Annotated in this window: 17 protein-coding genes, 1 pseudogene and 1 other annotated feature; of the genes and pseudogenes, 14 read left to right on the top strand and 4 right to left on the bottom strand. The window is 37.8% G+C overall.

Annotated features, from left to right (window positions below; translation table 11 throughout):
• Nucleotides 1–172: 172 nt before the first annotated feature.
• A complete protein-coding gene (locus CIL03_RS05750) occupies nucleotides 173–985 on the bottom strand; it encodes an undecaprenyl-diphosphate phosphatase (RefSeq protein ID WP_094884381.1) in 813 nt (270 codons plus the stop codon).
• A gap of 92 nt (nucleotides 986–1,077) precedes the next feature.
• On the opposite strand from CIL03_RS05750, the gene CIL03_RS05745 reads away from it, so the two are divergent.
• Nucleotides 1,078–1,404 (top strand): hypothetical protein, encoded by a 327-nt coding sequence (locus CIL03_RS05745; RefSeq protein WP_094884379.1) that lies wholly within the window; start codon nucleotides 1,078–1,080, stop codon nucleotides 1,402–1,404.
• A gap of 160 nt (nucleotides 1,405–1,564) precedes the next feature.
• Here the strand turns inward: CIL03_RS05745 and CIL03_RS05740 are convergent, their stop codons facing one another.
• The gene (locus CIL03_RS05740) at nucleotides 1,565–1,747 is read right to left on the bottom strand and encodes a DUF2929 family protein (protein WP_094884377.1); all 183 of its coding nucleotides are present in this window, start codon (nucleotides 1,745–1,747) and stop codon (nucleotides 1,565–1,567) included.
• 152 nt (nucleotides 1,748–1,899) lie between these two features.
• Between CIL03_RS05740 and CIL03_RS05735 the strand changes: the two genes are divergently transcribed.
• From CIL03_RS05735 to CIL03_RS05710, 6 genes are all read left to right on the top strand, one after another.
• A complete protein-coding gene (locus CIL03_RS05735) occupies nucleotides 1,900–2,502 on the top strand; it encodes a hypothetical protein (RefSeq protein WP_094884375.1) in 603 nt (200 codons plus the stop codon).
• Nucleotides 2,503–2,565: 63 nt separating this feature from the next.
• Complete coding sequence (locus CIL03_RS05730; protein WP_338061874.1) at nucleotides 2,566–3,531, top strand: BMP family ABC transporter substrate-binding protein; 966 nt, start codon at nucleotides 2,566–2,568, stop codon at nucleotides 3,529–3,531.
• A gap of 98 nt (nucleotides 3,532–3,629) precedes the next feature.
• Entirely contained in the window at nucleotides 3,630–4,568 is a 939-nt protein-coding gene (locus CIL03_RS05725) for a beta-ketoacyl-ACP synthase III (protein ID WP_094884371.1), read from the top strand.
• 43 nt (nucleotides 4,569–4,611) lie between these two features.
• Entirely contained in the window at nucleotides 4,612–5,853 is a 1,242-nt protein-coding gene (gene fabF / locus CIL03_RS05720) for a beta-ketoacyl-ACP synthase II (protein ID WP_094884369.1), read from the top strand.
• Between the two features lie 286 nt (nucleotides 5,854–6,139).
• The gene (locus CIL03_RS05715) at nucleotides 6,140–6,346 is read left to right on the top strand and encodes a YuzI family membrane protein (protein WP_094884367.1); all 207 of its coding nucleotides are present in this window, start codon (nucleotides 6,140–6,142) and stop codon (nucleotides 6,344–6,346) included.
• Between the two features lie 79 nt (nucleotides 6,347–6,425).
• Nucleotides 6,426–7,181 (top strand): YjbA family protein, encoded by a 756-nt coding sequence (locus CIL03_RS05710; RefSeq protein WP_094884365.1) that lies wholly within the window; start codon nucleotides 6,426–6,428, stop codon nucleotides 7,179–7,181.
• A 105-nt stretch (nucleotides 7,182–7,286) separates the two neighbouring features.
• Here CIL03_RS05710 and trpS read toward each other — a convergent pair whose 3' ends face one another.
• Entirely contained in the window at nucleotides 7,287–8,282 is a 996-nt protein-coding gene (gene trpS / locus CIL03_RS05705; protein WP_094884363.1) for a tryptophan--tRNA ligase, read from the bottom strand.
• A gap of 59 nt (nucleotides 8,283–8,341) precedes the next feature.
• Nucleotides 8,342–8,514, bottom strand: a binding site (T-box leader).
• A gap of 201 nt (nucleotides 8,515–8,715) precedes the next feature.
• Here trpS and CIL03_RS05700 point away from each other — a divergent pair.
• The 4 genes and pseudogenes from CIL03_RS05700 (at nucleotide 8,716) to CIL03_RS05685 (ending at nucleotide 13,312) form a co-directional block, all read left to right on the top strand.
• On the top strand, nucleotides 8,716–9,462 hold the full coding sequence (locus tag CIL03_RS05700) for an IclR family transcriptional regulator (RefSeq protein ID WP_094884361.1): 747 nt from the start codon (nucleotides 8,716–8,718) through the stop codon (nucleotides 9,460–9,462).
• A 151-nt stretch (nucleotides 9,463–9,613) separates the two neighbouring features.
• Nucleotides 9,614–10,546 carry an aldo/keto reductase gene (locus CIL03_RS05695; RefSeq protein WP_094884359.1) on the top strand — a complete coding sequence of 311 codons (933 nt, stop codon included), beginning with the start codon at nucleotides 9,614–9,616 and terminating at the stop codon, nucleotides 10,544–10,546.
• A 22-nt stretch (nucleotides 10,547–10,568) separates the two neighbouring features.
• Nucleotides 10,569–11,725: pseudogene (locus CIL03_RS05690) on the top strand (NADH-dependent flavin oxidoreductase).
• 399 nt (nucleotides 11,726–12,124) lie between these two features.
• The gene (locus tag CIL03_RS05685; protein WP_094884357.1) at nucleotides 12,125–13,312 is read left to right on the top strand and encodes an amidohydrolase; all 1,188 of its coding nucleotides are present in this window, start codon (nucleotides 12,125–12,127) and stop codon (nucleotides 13,310–13,312) included.
• Between the two features lie 202 nt (nucleotides 13,313–13,514).
• Here CIL03_RS05685 and CIL03_RS05680 read toward each other — a convergent pair whose 3' ends face one another.
• The gene (locus tag CIL03_RS05680; protein ID WP_094884355.1) at nucleotides 13,515–14,054 is read right to left on the bottom strand and encodes a CueP family metal-binding protein; all 540 of its coding nucleotides are present in this window, start codon (nucleotides 14,052–14,054) and stop codon (nucleotides 13,515–13,517) included.
• A gap of 403 nt (nucleotides 14,055–14,457) precedes the next feature.
• Between CIL03_RS05680 and CIL03_RS05675 the strand changes: the two genes are divergently transcribed.
• The 3 genes from CIL03_RS05675 (at nucleotide 14,458) to spxA (ending at nucleotide 17,247) form a co-directional block, all read left to right on the top strand.
• A complete protein-coding gene (locus CIL03_RS05675; RefSeq protein WP_094884353.1) occupies nucleotides 14,458–15,675 on the top strand; it encodes a putative glycoside hydrolase in 1,218 nt (405 codons plus the stop codon).
• A gap of 233 nt (nucleotides 15,676–15,908) precedes the next feature.
• Nucleotides 15,909–16,502: a GNAT family N-acetyltransferase gene (locus CIL03_RS05665; protein WP_094884349.1), complete on the top strand. Its 594-nt coding sequence runs from the start codon at nucleotides 15,909–15,911 to the stop codon at nucleotides 16,500–16,502.
• Nucleotides 16,503–16,851: 349 nt separating this feature from the next.
• Complete coding sequence (gene spxA, locus CIL03_RS05660) at nucleotides 16,852–17,247, top strand: transcriptional regulator SpxA (protein WP_094884347.1); 396 nt, start codon at nucleotides 16,852–16,854, stop codon at nucleotides 17,245–17,247.
• Nucleotides 17,248–17,559 lie beyond the last annotated feature (312 nt).

Raw genomic sequence — 17,559 nt, 5'->3', positions numbered from 1 at the left:
CAAGGGTTGAAGAGTCTATCCAAGCGATATCAGACCATGCGTTGGACCTAAATGAAACCGCCGTATACGGAACCGTACGTACGGTGGTGTGAGAGGTCGGGGGTTAGTCACCCCCTCCTACTCGATTAGCTGTGGTTTTGCACACGACTCATGGAATACCGCAATACTTACTTTACAGGAAAAGAATAACCAAAATACCTACAATAAAGCAATAAAATGAAAAGTATTTCAAGTTTCCTTTTGCCATGATATTAATAAACCATTTCAACGCATAAAATGAAGCAATAATTGATGCAATAAATGCGATTAAATATGGAATCATTAACGTGTCAAAATCAGGGTCTCCAATAATATCAGTAATAGACAACACTGTGATTCCCAGACTCACAGGGATATAGAGCAGGAAAGAGAAGCGGAGTGCCGTTTCCTGTTTCATTCCTAGAAGCATCGCAGCAACGATGGTGGCACCAGAGCGGCTGATACCAGGAATTAAAGCAACAGATTGCGCGAGCCCAACGATAATCGCATCTTTTACCGTCAGATCACCATCACCTTTTCTTCCCCTCAGGTTACGGATAATCCACAGTGCCACACCTGTTATAAGCAATGTATAGCCTACAATAGCAACTCCACTAAGTTTTTCACCAATATAGTCTTCAAACAATAATCCTAATATTCCTGTTGGGATAGTTGCAATGACCAAGAAGACGATAAATTGAAAATCCCCTTTTCCTTCCTCGTCCTTTTTAAAAATAAAATTCAGACCGTTCTTGATAAGTCTTATGATGTCATTCTTATAAATTAGAAGCACAGCAATAAGTGATCCGAAATTAACTAATATTTCAAAGGAGAGTCCCTTTATTTCAATGTTAAATAATTCCCGGAAAATAATCAGGTGCCCACTTGATGAAATTGGAATTGGCTCTGTAAATCCCTGAATTAATCCCAGTATTAAATATTTTAGTAATGTCCAAAGTTCTGTCATTGCTTCTTTATCCTCCTAAACAATCTGCATTTTCATTTAGATTTAAGTCACCCTCCCTCAGGGCTTTGAATAGGCTGAATGGTGAGGGAGGAATGAAAATGAATAACGATTATCAACATATATACGATTTATGTAAAAAACATATGCATGCATATGTGCTTGCTGAAATGGTAGATGGTTCAAAATTAGACGGAATTATAACCGGCCTTGATGATGAATATGTTTATTTTGCCGTGCCGATAGATCAGAATGATTTCTCACCGGATTATCCATCTCCTGATCATCACCGCCAGTTTGGCTACCCCGGTTATGGTTATGGGTATCCTGGATATGGGTACGGCTATCCGCCAAGGAGATTCAGAAGACTGATATTGCCACTTGCAGCACTTACTGCATTAAGTGTATTGCCATGGTATTAATAAGCTCAGTCTGCGAATTCGCTTGAGACGGGCATGGCTGTTCCTGCCAAAAAATAATACACAGCTGTAATATTTTAAGATTTCCATCATGATAGAAAAGAGAAAACCCTTGCCGCTTTGGTTCCCGGAAGGCAAGGGTTCTTCTAAGCATAATCTGATTTTAGCTATTGCTTTTATCTTCTTTCAGTATGCCATCACCCAATAGGAAGGTAGCAACGATAAAGATTCCAGCCAATAAAAGCGTTCCAGGCATGCTGAATGCATCACCAGCCATGCTTGATAAAACATAAGAAATAACTGCACTAATGAGCACTGCCCAAATAATTGTTACGATGTACCGCATGATTACACCTCATTTTAAGTAAATGGTTTTCTATAATTTTCACTATAACATAAACTATCATAAACACACTTATACATTTTACCAAATCGCCGAAAAAAATAAAAGCTTTTATTATTTAATTTACATAGTTAGAAAATAAGGAGGGGGAGACCTTGTCGTTTTTAGTTGCAGGCTGCAATCACTGGATTGGTTTTCATATTGTAAATGAATTACTGGAAGAGGGTTATACGGTAGCTGGGATACTTAATGAAGATGGAAATGAAAATTTGCCATTATATTTCGGCAGAAACAGTTCATTTTCGATGGTGAAAGCTGATAGTATGAACAATTATGATACTGCAATCATAATTGATGAAATACAGAGCACTGAAAATATTCAGGCAGATCGAATTGTGAAAATTGGTGGAACAATAGTTAATAATGAAAAGGTAACGTTGATTAAAATCCCATTGCTTTACGGAGAGTGGATGAAAATGAATGAGAAAGGCATGTTTAGAGATAAAGCATTCATTCCGTTTGATTCAGACGATTTTGAGGAAAAGGCAATATATATTAAAGATTTTACGAATGGTTTAATACAATGGCTGAAATTTGGCAAATTACCTCCTCATCTGCATGTGATATCCGCAAAAAATAATGAAAAGGAGGGTGTTAAACTTGAAAACTCGATCTATCTTCGTGACAATAGACCTAACAAGGAAAAATTAATGCCAGTTTTAGATCATTTTAAAAAGTTCAAGGAATTGTATGATTAATTTTATGTATGAAATATAGATGAATTCGGTACAATGAATCTAGCTGAGAAGTTGCAGACAGGGGTGCCCGTATTGAAACAGATATATAGCTTTTTCATTATCATTTCCATTGTAATAATAGCAGCTGGATGCAGCAGTAATGGCAATGACCAGATCCAGAATGCAGGCATGCTTGTTGATGGGACTATCGAAAGTCAGGCATGGGGAGAAAAAGGCTATGAGGGATTAAAGCAAATTGGCGAGGAATACGATATTAACGTATTTTTAAAAGAAAACATAACAACCGAGCAGGAAATATCAGAAGCAGTGGATGAACTGGTGTATGATGGCGTGAATCTAATATTTGGACATAGCAGTATTTATGGAAGTTATTTCTCAGAGCTTGCAGAATCCTATCCTGACGTACATTTTGTTTATTTTAATGGCGGATATTATTCAGATAATGTGACAAGCTTAAATTTTAATGCGCATGCCATGGGATTTTTTGCGGGTATGGTTGCGGCTGAAATGTCTACTGCAAACCAAATAGGAATGATTTCCGCATACCAATGGCAGCCGGAAATTGAAGGTTTTTTCGAAGGTGTCAAATATCGGAACCCATCAGCAAATGTAATGATTGAGTTCGTAAATAATTGGAATGATAGTGAAACTGCCGTTGATTTATATGAACAAATGCGCGCTAAAGGTGCAGATGTTTTTTACCCAACAGGAGATTCCTACAGTAAGGAAATTATCCAGCACGCAAAAAAAGATGGAATCCATGCAATTGGCTATGTTGCAGATCAGTCCTATATTGATGAAGAAACTGTTTTGACAAGTACGGTTCAGCATGTGGACAAACTATATGAATATGCTGCCGAGAAATTTAATGAAGGAGAATTGGAAGGGAAAATCATGACCTTTGATTTTCAGGATGAGGTTATTTCTTTGAGCGAATTTAGTCCAAGCATACCTGAAAGCTTTCAAGATTATATGGATGACATTATAGAGGAATACATAGAAACCGATTTATTGCCAAACGAGGGGTAAGAAATAAACTGCTCTTGCATGTTGGAGAAAAATACATTAAAATTAGTACCAAGTCATAATAATAGATAGTAATATTTAGTATATAAGGAGATGGAAATATGAATGCAGGTGTTTTAGGCACTGGACATTACCTTCCAACAAAAGTAGTTACAAATAATGACATGGAAAAAATCGTTGATACGAACGATGAATGGATTAGAACTCGTACAGGTATTGAAGAAAGAAGATTTGCTGAAGACGATGTGAATACATCTGATATGGCATATTTTGCTGCTTTAAATGCTCTGGAAGAAGCAGATGTCGCAGCAGAGGATATTGATTTAATTTTAGTGGCGACCGTAACACCTGACACGCCTTTTCCATCCGTAGCATGCATGATTCAGGATAAATTAGGTGCATCAAAAGCTGCAGCAATGGATGTCAGTGCGGCATGCTCCGGATTTATGTATGGAATGATCACAGCGAAACAATTTATTGAAACAGGTGCTTATAAGAAAGTTCTGGTTGTTGGAACTGAAAAGCTATCAAAAATCACTAACTGGGAAGACCGTGGTACCTGTGTGCTGCTTGGAGATGGTGCGGGTGCCGCAGTAATCGGGGAGGTTTCAGAAGGAAGAGGGATCTTATCTTTTGAGCTTGGTGCAAACGGAGCAGGCGGCAAAGAACTCTATCAGGATGAAAATGATTATTTGGTAATGAATGGCCGTGAAGTATTTAAATTTGCAGTAAGACAAATGCCAGAATCTACCGTTAATGTAGTTGAAAAAATAGGATTAAATAAAGAAGATGTAGATTACTTGATTCCTCACCAGGCAAATATCAGAATCATGGATGCTGCACGGGAGCGTCTGGGGATTTCAGCGGATAAAATGGCAACTACAATCAAGAAATATGGAAATAACTCCTCTGCTTCTATTCCAATGGCCTTATCAGAATCTGTAAAAAATGGTAAAATCAAAGATGATGATTTGATCGTTTTAGTCGGATTTGGTGGGGGATTGACATGGGGCGCTGTAGCAATGCGCTGGGGAAGATAAGCTATAACTATATTTCGTGAAAGTTCTATAGGAGGAAACCTTTATGGAGGAAAGAAGAGTAGTCATAACAGGGCTTGGGGCAGTTACACCTGTAGGGAACGACGTTAAAACAATGTGGGCAAGTATTATGGAAGGGAAGTCCGGGATTGATTTTGTGACAAAAGTAAATAAGGACGATTTTCCTGCAAAGGTTGCTGCTGAGGTAAAGGATTTTGACCCAACGGAATACATGGAAAAAAAGGATGCCAGAAAGATGGATCCATTCACCCAATATGCTGTAGCAGCAGCGAAGATGGCTGTTGAAGATGCAAAGCTGACAATAGATGAAAGCAATGCAAACCGTGTTGGGGTCTGGATTGGTTCAGGAATTGGCGGAATGAAAACATGGGAAGAGCAGCATACGAAGTTTCTGGAAAAAGGACCAAAGCGGGTAAGTCCATTTTTCGTACCAATGATGATTCCGGATATGGCTGCAGGTCAGGTATCTATTCAATTAGGTGCCAAGGGAATTAATTCTTGTTCAGTAACTGCATGTGCATCTGGTGCGAATTCCATCGGGGATGCGTTCAAAGCAGTACAGCGTGGCGATGTGGATTACATCATTGCCGGAGGAACTGAAGCACCTATTTCAAATATGGCATTTGCAGGGTTTTCTTCAGCAAAAGCACTGTCATTGAATGAAGATCCACAAAAAGCAAGCCGCCCATTTGATAAAAACCGTGATGGCTTTGTCATTGGTGAAGGTTCAGGAATTTTGATTCTTGAAACGCTGGAATCAGCAGTTGAGCGTGGTGCACATATTTATGGAGAAATCGTCGGCTATGGTGCTACTGGAGATGCCTATCATATTACTGCTCCGGCTGAAAATGGGGAAGGTGCTGCAAGAGCTATGCAGCATGCACTTGATGATGCAGGAATTTCTGCAAATGAAGTTGATTACATTAATGCGCATGGTACGAGTACTGCACTTAATGATAAATTTGAAACAATTGCAATTAAAACAGTTTTCGGGGATCATGCCCGCAAACTAGCAATATCTTCAACCAAATCAATGACCGGACATCTGCTTGGTGCAGCTGGCGGAGTTGAAGCGGTTATCTCAATTAAGGCAATCGAGGATAGTGTGCTACCGGCGACAATTAACTATGAAACCCCAGATGAGGATTGTGATCTGGACTATGTGCCAAACGAAACAAGAAATCAGAATGTTGATGTGGTTGTGAGTAATTCACTTGGATTCGGTGGTCATAATGTTGCGCTGGTGTTTAAAAAGTATAATAAGTAGAATATTTATGTTAGAGCTGACTGGTGGGCGTACTGGTCAGCTTTTTTGGTTTCCCACACCTGGACAGCTCTAAACCAGTTGCACCTGATCCCATAGAGCGTCTCTTTGTACCCGAACGACCAAAAACAGGTGCACCTGGTCCCTTAGAACGCCTTCTCTAACAAAAAAGATACTTTGATCATTCTTAAATTTATTGCCGAAACTCGGGTCAGAGAATAACATTCATTTATTCACCTGTCCAAGCATAAAATTAATAAAAATACTTGGACGAGCTGGGTGAGAATAGATGGGATATATTTTTATATTTTTAATAGGATTTGGACTTGCTGTTGCTGGGGGAGTATCTTTGATTGCATATATGAATTTTTTACCTGCAGGACTGGGGTGGGTGGAATATTTCATTTTTATTAAAGGAAGAATTGAATGTTATTTTCTTCCTGCTGGCATTTTATTGATGGCATTTGTCATTTATCGTTACCCAAACAATCTTTAATCTCAGCGAAAATCGAATATTTTTTCCAATTGATGGTCATAATGTATTCTAAGTTGAGTTATAAAAGTGAGGGTTGTTTATGTTATATTTGCACGATGTGTGGGTGAATTGGTTTGAGGGAGAAGAAAATGGCTACAGTGTTTGTCATTTTCATGAATGGCGCAGAGAAGATGCAATTGAATTATTGGATCAGGTTCCATTGCTATACATAACAGAAGAGCTTTTCGACTACATTGAAAATGATATGCATGACCTGCCAAAAGCTTTGCTTGATACGGTATACAAACGGGCTTATATGCGAAAGGGCCAGGAGAGGTCAGTGCTGGATTACGCATGTGTGGTTACAGATGGAAACGAAATTCTGGCAGTTGACACAATCGGCTATCAGATTCCAATTCGAAAAAGCAGACTAATACCAAGGCAGGAACAGCTCGTTTATGATATGATTCAAAATACAAAACCCCAGTCGTACCAGTACGAGGGAAAGGATTATCAGAAAGAATATCATATACTTTCCATGGAACCTGAATTGATTTATGGATTAACGAGAAGGGAAAGGCAGTTGAAGCAGCTGCTCATGATGGGGCTGGATCAGTTGCGGACAACCAATAATCCAAAAGAAATGCGGTACTGGCTGACAGAATGGGATCCAAAAAGCTATCCATTTAACCGTTTTATGCATGAGGATAAGGTGTGGGAGTCATTGTACAATGGAGTGCAGCAGGGGTGGAGTGTGGCACATGAGGATTTATGTGCGAAGTTAATTAAAGGCCAGCCATTCCTTGAAAAAATGTGGGAGATTGAAAATGGGCAGGAGCAGAATGCTTCGAAATAGGTTTTAATAAGATGTGTGATTCTGAAATGCTGTAAATGCCAAAGTTCACAATTAATCGTTTTACAAATTAAGAGGGCGTTCCCACTTTTGGGACGCCCTCGCTATTTACTTTTTCTTTTTAACTCTACCTAGTCCCATAGCCTTTTTAGCTTTCGCAACTGTTTTATTTGCAGTAAAAGAGGCCTTTTCAGCACCATTATCTAAAATCTCATCCAATTGATCAGATTCGAGTAAAGCAAAATATTTATCTTGAATTGGTTTTAATACATCAATTACAGCATTTGCCACGCCTTGCTTAAAATCCCCGTATCCTTTGCCTTCATACTTTGCTTCCAAATCTTCAATGGACTCACCGCTGCAGCTGGAATAAATGGTTAAAAGGTTGGAAACTCCAGGTTTATTTTCCTTATCATATTTTACTACTCCTTCAGAATCCGTAACTGCACTTTTAATTTTCTTCTCAATTTTCTTTGGTTCGTCAAGCATAGAAATGAACCCTTTTACATTTTTATCTGATTTACTCATTTTCTTGGTTGGCTCCTGCAACGACATAATGCGGGCGCCGACTTTTGGAATTCGAACTTCCGGAATGGTGAAAATATCATTGAATCTGTTATTGAAACGCTGTGCCAGGTTTCTTGTTAGCTCCAAATGCTGTTTTTGATCTTCTCCAACCGGAACCAGATCCGTTTGATAAAGTAATATATCTGCTGCCATTAAGGAAGGGTAGGTTAATAATGCGGAAGATACACCCTCTTTTCCTTCCGATTTATCCTTGTACTGTGTCATTCGTTCCAGTTCGCCCACATAACTGATCGATTGCAGCATCCAGCCAAGCTGTGTATGTGCAGGAACTTCCGATTGTATAAATAATGTGGAACGTTCCGGGTTTATACCAGATGCCAGATACAATGCGGCAAGCGAACGAATATTATTTCTCAAGTTTAAGCGGTCCTGTGGAACAGTAATCGCATGCTCATCAACTATACAGAAATAACAGTCAAACTCATCCTGCAGTTCAGTAAATTGTTTAAGTGCCCCTAAATAGTTTCCAATTGTCAACGTGCCACTGGGCTGAATTCCAGAAAAAATTGTCTTCATTTAACTTCACTCCATTTATGTTTAATTTCAGGCATAAAAAAAGCCCATTTATCCCATAAAACAGGGACGAATGAACCGCGTTGCCACCCTAATTATCTTAACACTTTAAGATCACTTCATTAATTATTAGCTCCAAAGTCCAATTCCAAAATACCTTGATGCTTGTTTTCACCGGCCACAAGCTCTCTAAAATCAGCGGGTAATTGTACTGCGCCTTTTTCATTGCTAATGATATTGATTTTTTTCTATTATATATTTCATTTCTCTGAAGTGCAAGCGGATAGTATGGAATTTAGATTAAACAGGATTATGAAATGTATAATCCTGCGGCCATTTGATACCAAGTTTCAAATAGTGAAACGAAAATACGAGTTGTTGAATCAATTTTGAAGCTGCTTTAAGATTATATACAGAGACGAGGTGAACTTTCTTTATGGGTAAATACGAAGCTTCTACATTAAAAAAAGGGCTGCAGATCCTGGACCTATTGGCAGAAAACCGAATATTAACGTTAACAGAGATTTCTCACATGCTTGAGTTAAACAAAACAACGGCATTTCGTTTATTGCACACATTGGAAGACATGAATTATATCGCGAAAAGGGGGAATTACTTCGAACTGAATACGAAGAAGTTTCATTCTCCTAAAGAGGGGAAGACATCCATTGACTGGACCACATTACGAAATCCGTATCTTTTAGGAAAGAATGTCGGGGAAAATGTGTACATCGGTACACTTGAGGGTGCTGATTTAGTCATGCGGCAAATAATCAAACCTCCTTTCAATGAACCCTTTAACGAGGAAATAGGAGATCGTTCTATGGCCCATTATAGTGCTTTGGGAAAAGTAATATTGGCTTATTTAAATCCTGATGAGCAACAAGAAACTTTCTCTCTTCTTCAATCTGCTCCAGCTACTGAAAATACGTTCATTGACCCGGAATTGCTGCTTTATCATTTAGATGTTATTAAAAAACAAGGGTTTGCTTTAGACGATGAAGAAAGGTTCTTAGGACTTCGCTGTATAGCTGCCCCGGTGTTCAAAGACAATAAAGTGGTAGCAGCTGTAGCGATAGATGGTCCGATTGAAAGAATGAAGCGGAATCTCTTGCGTGGGTTAACTAATAAAGTTATTGCTGCCAGTGAGAAGATAACAGATGAAATTAATGCATACTTCTAGGACTTCAGAATTTGATCTGCAAAAATGCAATGAAGCTATTTATCCGAAGGCTTAGAAACACCAAGTTTACTAATCTCAAACTGGAAATAGTTCACTTTTATCAAGGAAGAGAATTTCATAAATTAATTTAACAAGAAGTGAGGAATATAAAATGACAAAACAAAGAGAACTTGGAAAAACAGGTATATATGTAAATCCGATTGGACTAGGAACGAACGCTGTTGGAGGGCATAACCTTTATCCTAACTTAGATGAAGAAGCTGGAAAAGAGTTGGTGCGTGCGGCAATTGAAAATGGTGTGAATTTTATCGATACTGCATTTTTATATGGTCCTGGACGATCAGAAGAATTAGTTGGGGAAGCAATTAAAGAAACAGGAAAAAGAGATGAACTTATTGTTGCAACGAAAGGTTCTGTTAAATTTGTGGGTCAAGAAATGCAACAGGATAATACTCCAGCCTTCCTAAAACAAGAAGTAGAAAACAGCTTAAAACGCCTGCAAACGGATTATATTGATTTATTTTATATTCATTATCCAGATAACGTTACACCAGGATATGAAGCAGTAGGCGCTTTAAAAGAACTAAAAGATCAAGGGAAAATTAGAGCAATTGGCTTATCCAATTTTTCAATCGATCAGTTAAAAGAAGCGAATAGAGACGGTTATGTCGATGTATATCAAGGAGAGTATAACCTAATCAATCGTTCTGCAGAAAAAGAGCTGCTTCCTTATACTGCAGAAAACAATATAACCTTTATTCCATTTTTCCCGCTTGCATCCGGGTTATTAGCAGGAAAATATAATAAGGACATGACTTTTAATGATCTTCGTTCTAATATGCCGCATCTAAAAGGGGAAGCATTTGCACAGAACCTGGAAAAAGTGGAAAGAATCCGTGAAATTGCACATGCGAAAAACGTGGATGTCGCACATGTTGTTTTAGCGTGGTACTTAACACGTAATTCCCTGGATGCTGTCATCCCAGGTGCAAAAAGAGCTGAACAAGTGTTAGATAACTTAAAAACATTGGATGTTCAATTAACAGCAGAAGAAATTCAAGCAATTGACCGTACATTCCAATAATCAACTTAGGAGAAATGACATCATGAAAGAAAAATATAAAGCTTTATTCGAACCATTTACTTTACGTAATGGAGTTCAGTTAAAAAATCGAGTTATTATGGCGCCTATGACGACCTTTTCTGCTAATCCGGATGATACTGCTTCCGATGCTGAGATTAACCATTATGCTGCACGTTCGAATGGTCCAGGAATGGTAATTACAGCTTGTGCATATGTTCAGGAGAATGGAAAGGGATTTGAAGGGCAGTTTGCAGCGGATCGGGATGAGATGATACCAAGCTTGCGAAAAGTGGCTTCCTCTATAAAAGACAGAGGAGCTAAAGCAATCATACAGCTCTATCATGGTGGAAGATTGGCCGTGCCACACTTAATCCAAACTGTGAAACAGTAAGTGCAAGCAGTGTTCCTCCGTTGCTTGATCGGGGTTTTTACAGTATTGATGCAGCCCCCCGAGCTTTGAGTAATGAAGAAATTATGAAATTAATTAAGGATTTCGGAGAGGCAACACGCCGAGCAATCGAAGCAGGGTTTGATGGGGTTGAACTGCATGGTGCAAGTGGATACATCATTCAGCAATTTTTCTCTCCTCATTCTAATACTCGAACGGATCGCTGGGGCGGAAATGCAGAAAAAAGACTTAGCTTTCCTGTTGCAGTCATTGAAGAAGTGAAAAGAGTGGCTGCAGAACACGCCAAACAGCCTTTTATCATTGGATACCGTTTGTCCCCAGAGGAGCCTGAAACGCCAGGAATTACGATGGCGGAGACCTTTATACTTATCGATGCGTTAATTGATGCAGAATTAGATTATATTCACATGGCATTAAATGATTTTTGGTCTAAGCCACGCCGTGGGATTGAAAGCAATCTTTCACGGGTTGAGCTCATAGGAGAGTACGTTGGAAATAAAGTGCCTATTATTGGTGTAGGATCTATTCATACACCGGATGAAGCAGTACAGGCCCTGGAGAAAACGGGTATTCCTCTTATTGCATTAGGAAGAGAACTTATAATAGAGCCCAATTGGATAGAAAAAGTAGAACAGGGAAACGAGGAAGAAATAAAAACAACGGTCAATAAAGATGACCAAACGCTCCTCGCTGTTCCAGACCCACTATGGGAGCTCATGTTTAATGTACCTGGTTGGTTTCCAATTGAGAAAAGTACTGTGCAAAAGTAAGATCTATTAAGTAAATTAAGATATACAGCCTATATATTAAAGGTTGTGGGATTTCTTTTTATTGGTAAACATGCTATGTAAAACAAACATTTGAAAAGCGGGCTAATTACCCGCTTTTATTGTACATTCTTATAATAATATACTCTATATTATCCTTCGTTTCGTATAGTTATATGGAAAAGAGGGAAGGAAAAAGGGGCACACAACCAATTGACAGAAAAATCAAATCGCTAGCCTAAAGAATTAATAAAGTATTAAAATGGTAGTGTTGGTATGCAGTGAACAGAATATCATCCAATTATTAAAAAATAAGTACTCGTAAAGAAGGGTAAACTGAGTAACCATTGAAAGTCATTTTATTGAGACTTCCTCATCAAAAATGGAAAGGAGTCCTGCTTGATGAAAGATGATTTAATGAAAATGCTTGAAGAACGGGAACCGGAGATGATTGAAATCCGCCGTTATCTGCACGAGCAACCAGAACTATCTTTTCATGAAGAGAAAACAGCTTCATACATTGCTGATTTTTACAAAGGAAAAGATGTCGAAATAGAAGCGAACGTGGGAAACGGATTTGGAATTATTGTAACGATAAAAGGAGCATCACCAGGCAAAACGGTTGGCCTGCGTGCTGATTTCGATGCTCTGTCTATCAATGAAGAAGCGGATGTTCCATTTAAGTCGAAAAATAAAGGTGTGATGCATGCGTGTGGACATGATGCACATACAGCCTATTTGTTGATTTTAGCTGATTGCCTCATCCAATTAAAAGATCAAATCAATGGAACCATTAAAATTATTCACCAGCATGCAGAGGAGCAGCCGCCAGGTGGTGCAAAAAGTATTGTAGATTCAGGCAAACTTGATGATTTAGAATCTATTTTTGGCATTCATATTTTGCCAATGGCTCCAGCGGGAACTGTCGGTTATCATAGTGGGTATTCATTTAATGGCCGAAGCTATTTTAAATTGAGGATTCAGGGAATTGGTGGACATGGATCCTCACCACATAAAGCAAATGACGCTATAGTTGCAGGTGCCTATTTTGTTACAGCAGCGCAAACGGTTGTCAGCCGCCGAGTAAATCCAATGGATGCTGGTGTGGTCACAATTGGCTCATTTGATGGAAAAGGCAGCTTTAATGTGATTAAAGACAGCATCGAGCTGGAAGGCGATATACGTTATTCGGATAATGAGGTACAGGAAGTTATTGACAAGGAATTTCATCGGATTGTTAATGGATTGGAAGAAATGTTCGATGTGACTTGCGAACTTAATTATACAGCGGACTATCCACCATTATATAATAACCCTGAATTAACTGGCTTTGTTGCAGACACCTTAAATGGAATTCAGGATAAGGACATTAAAGAAGTAAAAGAATTTCCTAAATTGCCACCATCGGAGGACTTTGCATACTATCTGGAAAAAATCCCTGGTTCTTATTTTTTTATTGGCTGTACCCCAAAGGGAGTTGAAGAGCCTTACTTTAACCATCATCCGAAATTTGATATTGATGAAGATGCAATTCTTGTTGCAGCTAAATCAGTGGGGCACGTTGTTTGCAGTTATTTAGATATGAATTAATGTAGTAACGGAGGGAGAATGCATCAATATCATAATAGGGCCAATTTATAACAAATAAATAGCTATACTTAAAAAGCGGGTCGCATTACATACCCGCTTTTTTAAATTAACCCATTGTTTTAATATGTTATCTTCAATTGTAATCATAGAACCACTTCCGGTAGCACGGAATGCAAGGAACAAAGGAGCTTGCTCCTTTGTTCTATATTAATTGCATCGTCGTAATACAAGTGCCATCATTTTCAAAAGTAGAAATTTCTGATTCTACCTGTTTACCATCATGAGTAATTTTTACCCGATATGTTTTGTCTCGGGGTAGCCACAAATCGATAAATCCGTTTGACTCCGAGTTCATTTTTTCTTCAAGTACCAGATTACCTTCCATGTCTTCAATGGATACATCAAAATCTTTATTAGCCAGTTCTCCCTGGCAGCCTGTTAAGCTATGTATTTCACAAGGATGTGTTTCATTGATATAGGGGGCAATGGAAACAAAAAATTCTTCATCGGGCAAATCATAGGCCGTTTCGCTGCTTTCATCATTTTCTGTAACGATGAGCTGTTTTGATGTAATGGAAGCAGTCTGACCTGTTACATCCCCCATGCTGTAATCCTGTACTAATTCCTTAATATCTGTCATCTCACTATCATTTGTAAGTGCCTCTTCATTGGCGTCTTCACTAGTACAAGCAGCTAAAAAAACGGAAAGCAACAAAGCAGCTATGATAATTTTTAACTTCATTTAAAATCACTCCAACCTTTATTCTTAAATCTCATTATACTATGTTTTATATTTTTATATATTGAGGTTCTAAAACCGACACAATATATTCATTTTTGAAAGGTTGGCAATAATACAATAGGGGGTATGAAGTATCGTATGATGATTCAAAAGTTTTACTTGAAGCAATGAAAGAAGCTGTTGAAATTCAAAGCTATGACATAGTATATTCCTGCTATGCAGCAGATGTTATTTACAAATTGGAAATAGCTGATTTCTTTTTCGAAAGATATCGGCTCTTTTTTGATTTCGGCATATATCGATAAAGTTTGCAAAATTTCTTCCGATAATTCAATTTACCCATTCAATAATATATCTTTTTCCTTTATACTTAGGATATATAAATTTTAGGAGATTGATAAGTATGGGGAAAAAGCAGCATGTTATTTTTACATTCATAGGTGTTCTCCTGCTCATAATGTTACTTCCGATAAGCAGCAGTGCTGAAGAAGCAGCTAAGAAGGCGAGCATGCACAAAGAAAGGCAAACAAGTATAAAATTATTAGATACAACCCAAAATATGAAACGTTTTACATATGATTCCGGTTATAACTTTGAATATCCAGATGCTGTCCGAGGGATTTATGTAACAGGTAATTCTGCAGGTGGCAGCCGTTTTGAAACACTGCTTGACCTGGTAGAAAAAACAGACTTGAATGCAATGGTAATTGATATTAAAGAAGATCATGGGAATTTAACCTTTAAACCGGAAGAAGGTTCTCCATATGAAGATATTGCGAAAAACTACATCAGTGATCCAGAAAAAATGATGCAGGTTCTTGAAGAAAAAGGGATTTATCCAATTGCGAGAATTGTAGTTTTTAAGGATTCTGTGCTTGCAGAAAAACGTCCTGACCTTTCTTTTAAACAAAATGGAGAGGTTTGGGTTAATAACAAGGGTGAAGCATTTGTCAGTCCATTCCAGCATGAAGTTTGGGAGTATAATGTCGAAATTGCAAAAATGGCTGCAGAAATGGGTTTTCAGGAAATTCAGTTTGATTATGTGCGATTCCCTGAAGGTTTTGAACGCTACGATAAGGAGTTGGAATATACACTTGGTGATTATGAAAACTCTGAGCTTAACAATATAAAAAGACGCGTGGAAGCAGTTACTGATTTTGTGGCATATGCCAGGGAAGAGCTGGAATATTATGATGTGGATGTTGCTGTTGATATTTTTGGTTATGCTGCAACTATTGAAGAAACACCAGGAATCGGCCAAAACTTCTCAAGAATTTCAAACAATGTCGATGTCATTTCATCGATGATCTATCCAAGTCACTGGACCTCTTATTTTGGCATTGAAAAGCCTGATACAGAACCATATAAACTGGTAACGGAATATGCTAAAGTTGAAAATCAAGTATTGGGAGCATTAGATGATCCCCCAGTTTCACGCCCATGGATTCAGGATTTTGAAGCACCTTGGCTCTATAGCGGTCCAACAAAGCAATATGGAAAAGCAGAAGTCGAAGCACAAATCAAGGCACTATATGAAAATGGCATAAACGAATTTTTATTATGGAACGCTGGCAATGTTTATACAAAAAATGTGGATTATAAAATAGGGCTAGATGGATAATAATGATAAAGCAGATCTTCTTGACGTGGATCTGCTTTTTTGGCGCAATGTTTCCATTCAATCAGCGAAATATCCTTCCTCTGCCATAAATTACATCCAAGCACCACACCGCGTTAAAGTATTTTTACACTACAATTGCGTATACTATAAATGGCCTATTTTTCCAGATGCATTTAACAAATCATCTTTTATCCGTTATACTAAAAAAGACTACGAAAATAAGGAGTAGATCAATGAATTGGTATGAAAAGCTAAACAAGTATTTTCCGGTAGAAGAAATGAAATCAAAGGAGCATATGGAAATGCTTTTAGATGAAAAGGGGGATGTTTATTATAAAGATGAAAGTCCCCAGCATGTAATGATGTATGCTGAGTTTGATTCGTTTATTTTTATCGATTATGTATGGGTCTCAACGAAAACGAGGGGCCAGGGAATTGGGCATCAGTTAATTGAAAAACTTAAACAGAAAAATAAGCCCATTATTTTGGAAGTGGAACCAGTTGATTATGATGATACGGATTCTGAAAAGCGACTTCGTTTTTACCACAGGGAAGGTTTTACCCACGCACAATCCATTGGATATAACCGCCGTTCCTTAGCTACAAATGAAGAGAATGCTATGGAAATATTATATTGGTCTCCAAATAATGAATCAGAAGAAATGATTTTCAATCAAATGAAGAAGATGTATGAAGATATTCACACGTATAAAGATGAAGAGCTTTATGGCAAGTCGTATCAAGCGGTTGAAGAAGTATTAATTTTTGATGAAGACCGCGATGCAGATGATATTCTGGAAAGCTTGAATACTCCGGAAAAAGCATAGCCATTTTAAGTAGATGCAGTCCCAAAATTAGTGGCCGCTGACCTGACTTAGGATCAGGCAATATTAATTCTAAGGTGCAGCTGCTTTTGGGACATGCTCAATGTACATAAAAAAAGTGAAAGTTTTTTCATATAACATGTTTAATTGAAAATGGAATAGGGTAAATTACTACTAAATGATAATAATTCGTGAACAATTGAATTTAACCTGTTTTTTTACAGCATATACTCTACCTTTTGATTGACATTTGTAGTATAATATACATATAGGGTTATTTAAACTTATTATAAATTAATAAGTTGTTCAATGTTTATGAAAATACCCATTTTAGAACGAGGAGTGAAGTTTTATGGTAACACTTTATACCTCACCAAGTTGTACATCTTGCAGAAAAGCAAAAGCATGGTTGGAAGAACATGATATACCTTTTAAAGAACGTAATATATTTTCTGAGCCATTGACTCTGGATGAGATTAAGGAAATATTGCGTATGACGGAAGATGGAACGGATGAGATCATCTCAACACGCTCAAAGGTATTTCAGAAATTGGATGTCAATATTGAACAATTACCAATGAAAAACTTATTCAATTTGATCCAAAAAAATCCTGGTCTGTTAAGAAGACCAATTATTTTAGATGAAAAACGTTTGCAGGTGGGTTACAACGAAGATGAGATTCGTCGCTTTTTACCTAGAACGGTGCGTACCTTTCAATTACGTGAAGCTCAACGAATGGTTAACTAGGTTCGATAAGGAATTTTCACACGAATAGACTTGAAAACGCAGATCACTTATTAAGCGGTCTGTGTTTTTGTTTTTTTATAGGATGACTCACACTTTCAGGGAGAAATTGTTAGTGACAAAAACATGGATTTAAGTTAAAATATGATATTAACAATTCAAGTGTAGCCGACCTTAAAATAAGTTTTAAAATATAGGCATTTAAATTTCCAAAACGTATCAGATTATCATACAATGGTAATAGAAATCCCTTAGCTTTGTCGAAGTATCGGGAAAATACTTGGTACAAGGAGGCAGTTTCCTGCTAAAGGAATG

The organism is Virgibacillus indicus (genome assembly GCF_002266285.1).
Taxonomy (GTDB): domain Bacteria; phylum Bacillota; class Bacilli; order Bacillales; family Amphibacillaceae; genus Virgibacillus_K; species Virgibacillus_K indicus.
The sequence above is the reverse complement of the archived record's forward strand: the minus strand, read 5'-3'. Positions and strand labels throughout refer to the sequence as shown.